The following is a 5,507-nucleotide window of genomic DNA, read 5'->3' as shown; positions in this document are numbered from 1 at the left end:
TTGAATGGAGAAATCAAGCGAAGGACCGAGGTCGTCGGCATATTCCCAAACGACGATGCCATTGTCGGGCTCGTCGGCGCTCTGCTGCTGGAGCAAAATGATGAGTGGCTGTTCAGCGCTCGCGGTTACATGACACTGGAAACCATCGCCACAATGAGCGATGATCCACTCATCAACTTGCCCGGTATTGTCACGTTAACTGGGCTGCGGTTGCCTGCCTGACGGGTTGGGCGTAGATTTCGGCATGTATTCACGAGATATCAGCTTCAAGCGTGACCGTTTTCCGCCACGGATCGTTTCTCGGTCTGGCTTATTTGCGGTTCAACCTTAGTCGCGTGAAGTTGAGGAAATGCTGCTCGAGCGACGTGTCATAGGAGACAGTCCGCCGCTGGATTGCCAAGTTCGGACCCCAGATCGCACGCAACTTGCGGCGGCGGCAGGCGCGCCCCGACGGTATTTGGTATTTGGACGAAGTCGTCGTGAAATGCGCTGGAGAGAAATTCTGGCTCTGGCGTGCGGTCGATCAACATGGCACCGTTCTCGAAGAGATATTGCAGAAGCGGCGTGATAAAAGGGCAGCGACGCGCGTGCTGGTGGCGTTAATGAAGCGCTATGGCTTTGCTCCCAAACGGAGCATCACCGATAAGCTCCGCTCCTATGGTGCAGCAAAGGCGGAAGTGGCACGGCCTTGACCATTGGTCGCACAAGGGCCTCAATAATGAGAACAGCCATCTGCCGTTTCGAAAACGGGAACGAACCATGCAAGGCCACCAATCACAGGCACGTTGCAACGGTTCGTCTCCATGCACTCAGCGAACCGTAATTGCTTTTCAGTTCCGTCCCGTCGCCGCGCAAACAATTCGCTACCTGTCAAGCGAAGCTTTCGATGCATGGAAAATTGCGGCCTGTGTCAACTGAATATCCACGCGCCGCTGACCTTTTCAGGCAGAGAAACTTAACGTAACAACACCGGCGACAGGATATATCCTGATGTAGATGTTGCCTCGGCTTTGGACGCGGCCACTTGGCAACTTACGCGCTTCGCGTCAAATGAAAAACGGAAGCCTGCCGGCTCGTGTCAGGCTGCTGACAAAGCCCGCGCCTTAGGCCCGTGGGCATAAGCTCTGTGTTCCAGAATTAAAACAAGAGAATTGGAAATATGTCGCAAGAATACTAAGATTAGCAGTTCCGAGGCAGACTATCGGTTACAGCATAATTATACAATAAATTATATCACAACTATTCGCGCATAGTGGCTCTGTTCGCCTCAGAATAGATCGATGCAAAAAATAAAATCGTAAAAACTGACTGAACTTTATTTCTAATAAGAAACGTGTACAACGAGCATCGCACCAAGAAAGCAATAACAGCACAGAAACTGAAAAAGCAACGATCATAGAGACATAATCCTGAGGTAAGTCATAAAACAACTATCATCAACCTCTAGGGCGGCCATAAATGTCGGTATTAGTTAGGGTGATGTCGCGCCCGCATACTAGCCAGCACATCAAAGCTGCCAAAATACTTCCTGCTGTGAAAGCCCCCTCCTTCAGCACGGAAGAGCGGCGTCCAGGGGACGGCGAGACACCTCGTAATGCTGGTGCGCCTCACACCCTGGCATCCCAGTGATTGATATTTGCTGACCACTGACCGAAGCGACGGAAAAGAGGCATCGGTAGCATACGGCGGAGTTTCATATGCAAGCATCCTTGCTACCCCCTGATCAGAGAACCGAAAGCAAGAGGAAATTGAACCAAGATGTTGACGTCGGACGGAAGAAACTGACTCTTCATCAACGTAGACATACAACACTTTAGGGCTTGCCGAAATTGGCTCTAGGACGTGCTCGGTCGGGTTGTTCATGCATGCAATTTGGCGGAACGATTCTAAGAGATCGTCAGTCTCAACTCCGCTGAGCCCCTCATGCCAACTTGGGTCTGCATCATAGATTTCATCCGACTCCAATGTATCGGCATAGTCGTTTTGCGCTGGCACAAGCTCATTCTCGAGAAAGCTCTCATACCTCCAAACGATTTCCTCGAAAACAGGTCGCAGTAGACCCCATTCATTAATATCATCTAGAACGGCACCTTGAAACCTCGGTCGGTCAAAAGCCGGAAAGCTCATTATGAGTGGGAGTGTTAAATACGACGCCACGCTGATCTGTGGCCGTGTTTAGTACAGCAGGTAATATTTATAGAGGGGAGAAGTATAAGGATATTAGCATAGGATACCGCGGCTCGTCTCTTCTCAACAATAAAGGGGCGCTCAAGAGTAACCGGTCCAATTATTGAGGTGGGAGTTCCTACACGCCAAAAGCCAGTTTGCCCCAGCGGAGTGACATCTTGTGCAGCAAATGACCTTCGGCATACCCCAAACCGGCAGGAGAAATTCTGATAGCGATTTGCAGAACGCTTAAGTTGTTCCCTTTGAACCACAGCGATAGGCCACGGCTGCGCAAAAGCTGAGAGTCTACGCGGCAGAAGGGGCACATTCCAAAGATGCCTTTTATTGCACCGAAAGGGCAACAACTCTGCCGATTAAATTATAAAAATTGGCGGTCCAACAAGGAAGAGCACCACTCTTTAATAAACGTTCATTTCAGAACCCTTCACAACAACCATTCTTCTTCAACATATTCCTTCTTGGCACAACTACACCGTAAGCGCGCCCATCGCCGCACTTTCTGAGGCACTGACGCAACTCGGTTTGCCGAAAATGGGATCATGCTGCAGCAGCGGGAACTCAACAGCAGATCGCACCAGCCTTCCGGTTTATGAGCGCCCACGCTTTCGTGGCTCGAATATTCTTTCGCCAACCAGCAGAGAGAAATTGAAAAAAAGACTAGATCACGACACGAGTAAATACAGTGAATTTCTTACCCGTCTGTTAGGTGCGCAATGCACTTGGAATTTTAAGGCGGAGTTGCGCGGATTTAATAGCGAATCAGCGGAGGTTTTCTCGCAATATCCATGCATGAACCATTGGGCCGGCAGCAATGAATTGGAACAAATCGAGATGAAGGAGGAGCAGGCGGAGTTGTTGTACATATATATGCCGGAAGCGAATGCGAAAGCATGTCTGCGAGCACAAAGCCTGGATGACATCCCAGATCATATGAGATTCTTAGATCACGATGGTCAAAGGAAGATACTGGCGGTGGACATACCACCATATGCGGCTTACTCCACCATAGAGGCGATCGTGGAAAGGTACCATAGTGTTGGATGCGGCATAGTCGAAGATAGCGACATTGAATCTTGCCTCGTTATTCCAGCTACTAATTGGTTCTACTATGACAGCGATAAGTTCCTATTCAGACGCAGTGGCCTTGGCTCGTTTGACGTGATAGCTATCGCACCAGTACTGCTTGATGCTAACGTCGATTTTGAGGAGCTTAGTGAATAGGTTTCTAAGTTTGCACTTTGAATATTGTATTTTCGATTGTCAAATTTTACTATAAGTTGGCATAATCGCTGGAGTGCCATCGATGATGCCTTGGCGAATCAAACCGTATTGTGCATGTCTGGTCTTCATTAGTTGTTTGGATTTGGATTTTGATTTGTTGTTTATCTTTGTTTCTCAACGGCGGGAACAAATGGCGTGGTTATGATGTTGTAATTCGTTGAAGTTTAGTTCGACTTCTTTCGGCTAAACCCCTTGCTATATTTAATTTTCACTACGTGAGCAAAGTTTGATATACTATATAACCTGACGGGATTCATATAGGTCTTTCTTAGGCTTTCATTGTAACTTACATTCACGATATCAGGTCACTGTCGTTCACTAGAGAGACCTGTGCTCAACCGTCAAAGGCAAAAGAGTTGACCGGGCTCTGACAGCTGTACACCCTTTATTAAAACATCTCTGTTTGCTTCTTCCAGAAGCCATCACCTCCATAACCGTCGTCCAGGAAGGCTTTTTTTAGATTGTCCGGAGATCATGGTACCCCCAGTGGCAGGATATATGATCGTGTGGCGTTTGTTCGTTTGTTCAAGTGTGAATGCGACATGACCTGAGACCCGGCTTCCCTCCATTTTTCGGGAGAGTCTTGGGTTTCAATCTGGCCTCAAGCGGCCTGTTTTTCCAGTGTCATTTTCATTGCGAACTCTTGGGCGTGATGTTGCCCAGCGATGAGTGTGGTCTATTTCTGTGGAGTGCGCCCCATTTCGCCGGACAGATCAGCTATTGAGACAATGCTTTGATGAACGTGAGCGTCCGGTGAGCCGGTTTTGGTTAGGTGGGGAATTCGCGCAAGTTACAACACAGATGATTCATTTGTGACGTATGAATAGCCCCGAGTTTCGTAGACACCCTCGGGTTAGATTTTCTGCTGCTTCTCGAATTCGATGGGTGACAGCATCCCGTTCCTGGCGTGCTTGCGTTTCGGGTTGTAGAACATCTCGATGTAATCGAACACGTCCTGGCGAGCTTCATCGCGTGAACGGTAGACGTTGCGGCGTATCCGCTCTCGCTTCAGAAGATTGAAGAAGCTCTCGGCCACCGCGTTGTCATGGCAGTTGCCGCGTCGGCTCATCGAGTGAACCAGATTGTGGTGCTTGAGGAACGAGGCCCAGTCCATGCTGGTGAACTGCGAACCCTGGTCCGAGTGGATCAGCACCTTGTTCTTCGGCTTGCGCCTCCACACAGCCATGAGCAGAGCCTGCAACACGACGTCGGTGGTTTGGCGGCTCTGCATCGCCCAGCCGATCACCCGGCGGGAATAGAGATCGATGACGACGGCGAGATACGCAAAACCCTCGCAGGTCCGGATGTAGGTGATGTCTGTGACCCACGCCGTGTCCGGAGCCTCGACGTCAAACTGCCGGTCGAGCGAGTTATCGACGACGACGGAAGGCCTGCCGCCGTAGATGCCGGGGCGGCGTTTGTAGCCGATCTGCGCCTTGATCCCGGCAAGGCGTGTCAGACGTGCGACCCTGTTCGGACAGCACATCTCGCCCTGGTCGAGAAGGTCGTCGTGCAGCTTTCGATAGCCGTAGACCTTGCCGCTCTCCTCCCACGCTTTCAGGAGAAGATCGGTCTGCCGTTTGTCCTCGCTGGCTCGTCTGCTCAGCGGGTTCTTCAGCCAGGTGTAAAATCCACTCGGATGAACCCGCAAAAGGCGGCACATCGTCCGCACCGAAAACTGCAAGCGATGCAGAGCAATGAACGCGTACTTCACTTTGCATCCCTGGCGAAATACGCGGCCGCTTTTTTTAGGATGTCTCGCTCCTCGGTGACGCGAGCCAGTTCCTTCTTCAGCCGTCTGATCTCCTCGGCCTCGTCGTTGCCCTTGGCGTTCGGCGCAGCAAACTTCTTCTTCCATTCGTAGAGCGAATGCTGGCTGACGCCGAGACGCTGCGACACCTCCGCAACCGGATAGCCTCGCTCCGTGATCTGGCGCACCGCGTCACGCTTAAACTCTTCGCTGAAATTCGATTTGCTCATGATGCTCTTCTTGCCTCAAAATTAGGAAAGAAGGTGTCTACGAATCTAGGGGCTATTCA

The 5,507-nt window shown here is 50.6% G+C and carries 4 protein-coding genes and 1 pseudogene; 3 read left to right on the top strand and 2 right to left on the bottom strand.

Annotated features, from left to right (window positions below):
* Both BN77_RS28265 and BN77_RS36025 read left to right on the top strand, forming a co-directional pair.
* A partial coding sequence (locus BN77_RS28265; protein WP_208856488.1) for a transposase occupies window positions 1-222 on the top strand: 222 nt, incomplete at its 5' end.
* Between the two features lie 22 nt (window positions 223-244).
* Window positions 245-918: pseudogene (locus BN77_RS36025) on the top strand (IS6 family transposase).
* A 549-nt stretch (window positions 919-1,467) separates the two neighbouring features.
* Here the strand turns inward: BN77_RS36025 and BN77_RS36020 are convergent.
* A complete protein-coding gene (locus BN77_RS36020; protein ID WP_037076792.1) occupies window positions 1,468-2,127 on the bottom strand; it encodes a RolB family protein in 660 nt (219 codons plus the stop codon).
* A 591-nt stretch (window positions 2,128-2,718) separates the two neighbouring features.
* Between BN77_RS36020 and BN77_RS32785 the strand changes: the two genes are divergently transcribed.
* Complete coding sequence (locus BN77_RS32785; RefSeq protein ID WP_081593621.1) at window positions 2,719-3,408, top strand: RolB family protein; 690 nt, start codon at window positions 2,719-2,721, stop codon at window positions 3,406-3,408.
* A 913-nt stretch (window positions 3,409-4,321) separates the two neighbouring features.
* Here the strand turns inward: BN77_RS32785 and BN77_RS28250 are convergent.
* Window positions 4,322-5,448, bottom strand: a protein-coding gene (locus BN77_RS28250; protein WP_085989877.1) for an IS3 family transposase whose coding sequence is annotated in 2 segments (ribosomal slippage) — window positions 4,322-5,220 and window positions 5,220-5,448 — 1,128 coding nt in all. Because the reading frame shifts where the segments join, the coding sequence is not laid out codon by codon here.
* Window positions 5,449-5,507: the final 59 nt, after the last annotated feature.

The sequence above is a fragment of the Rhizobium mesoamericanum STM3625 genome (assembly GCF_000312665.1).
Taxonomy (GTDB): Bacteria; Pseudomonadota; Alphaproteobacteria; order Rhizobiales; family Rhizobiaceae; genus Rhizobium; species Rhizobium mesoamericanum.
This window is presented reverse-complemented; position numbering and strand designations above follow the sequence as displayed.

Excerpts from the sequence above, each read along its gene's own strand:
- BN77_RS36020 (WP_037076792.1), bottom strand. The coding sequence starts at position 2,127 with ATGAGCTTTCCGGCTTTTGACCGACCGAGGTTTCAAGGTGCCGTTCTA.
- BN77_RS32785 (WP_081593621.1), top strand. The coding sequence starts at position 2,719 with ATGGGATCATGCTGCAGCAGCGGGAACTCAACAGCAGATCGCACCAGC.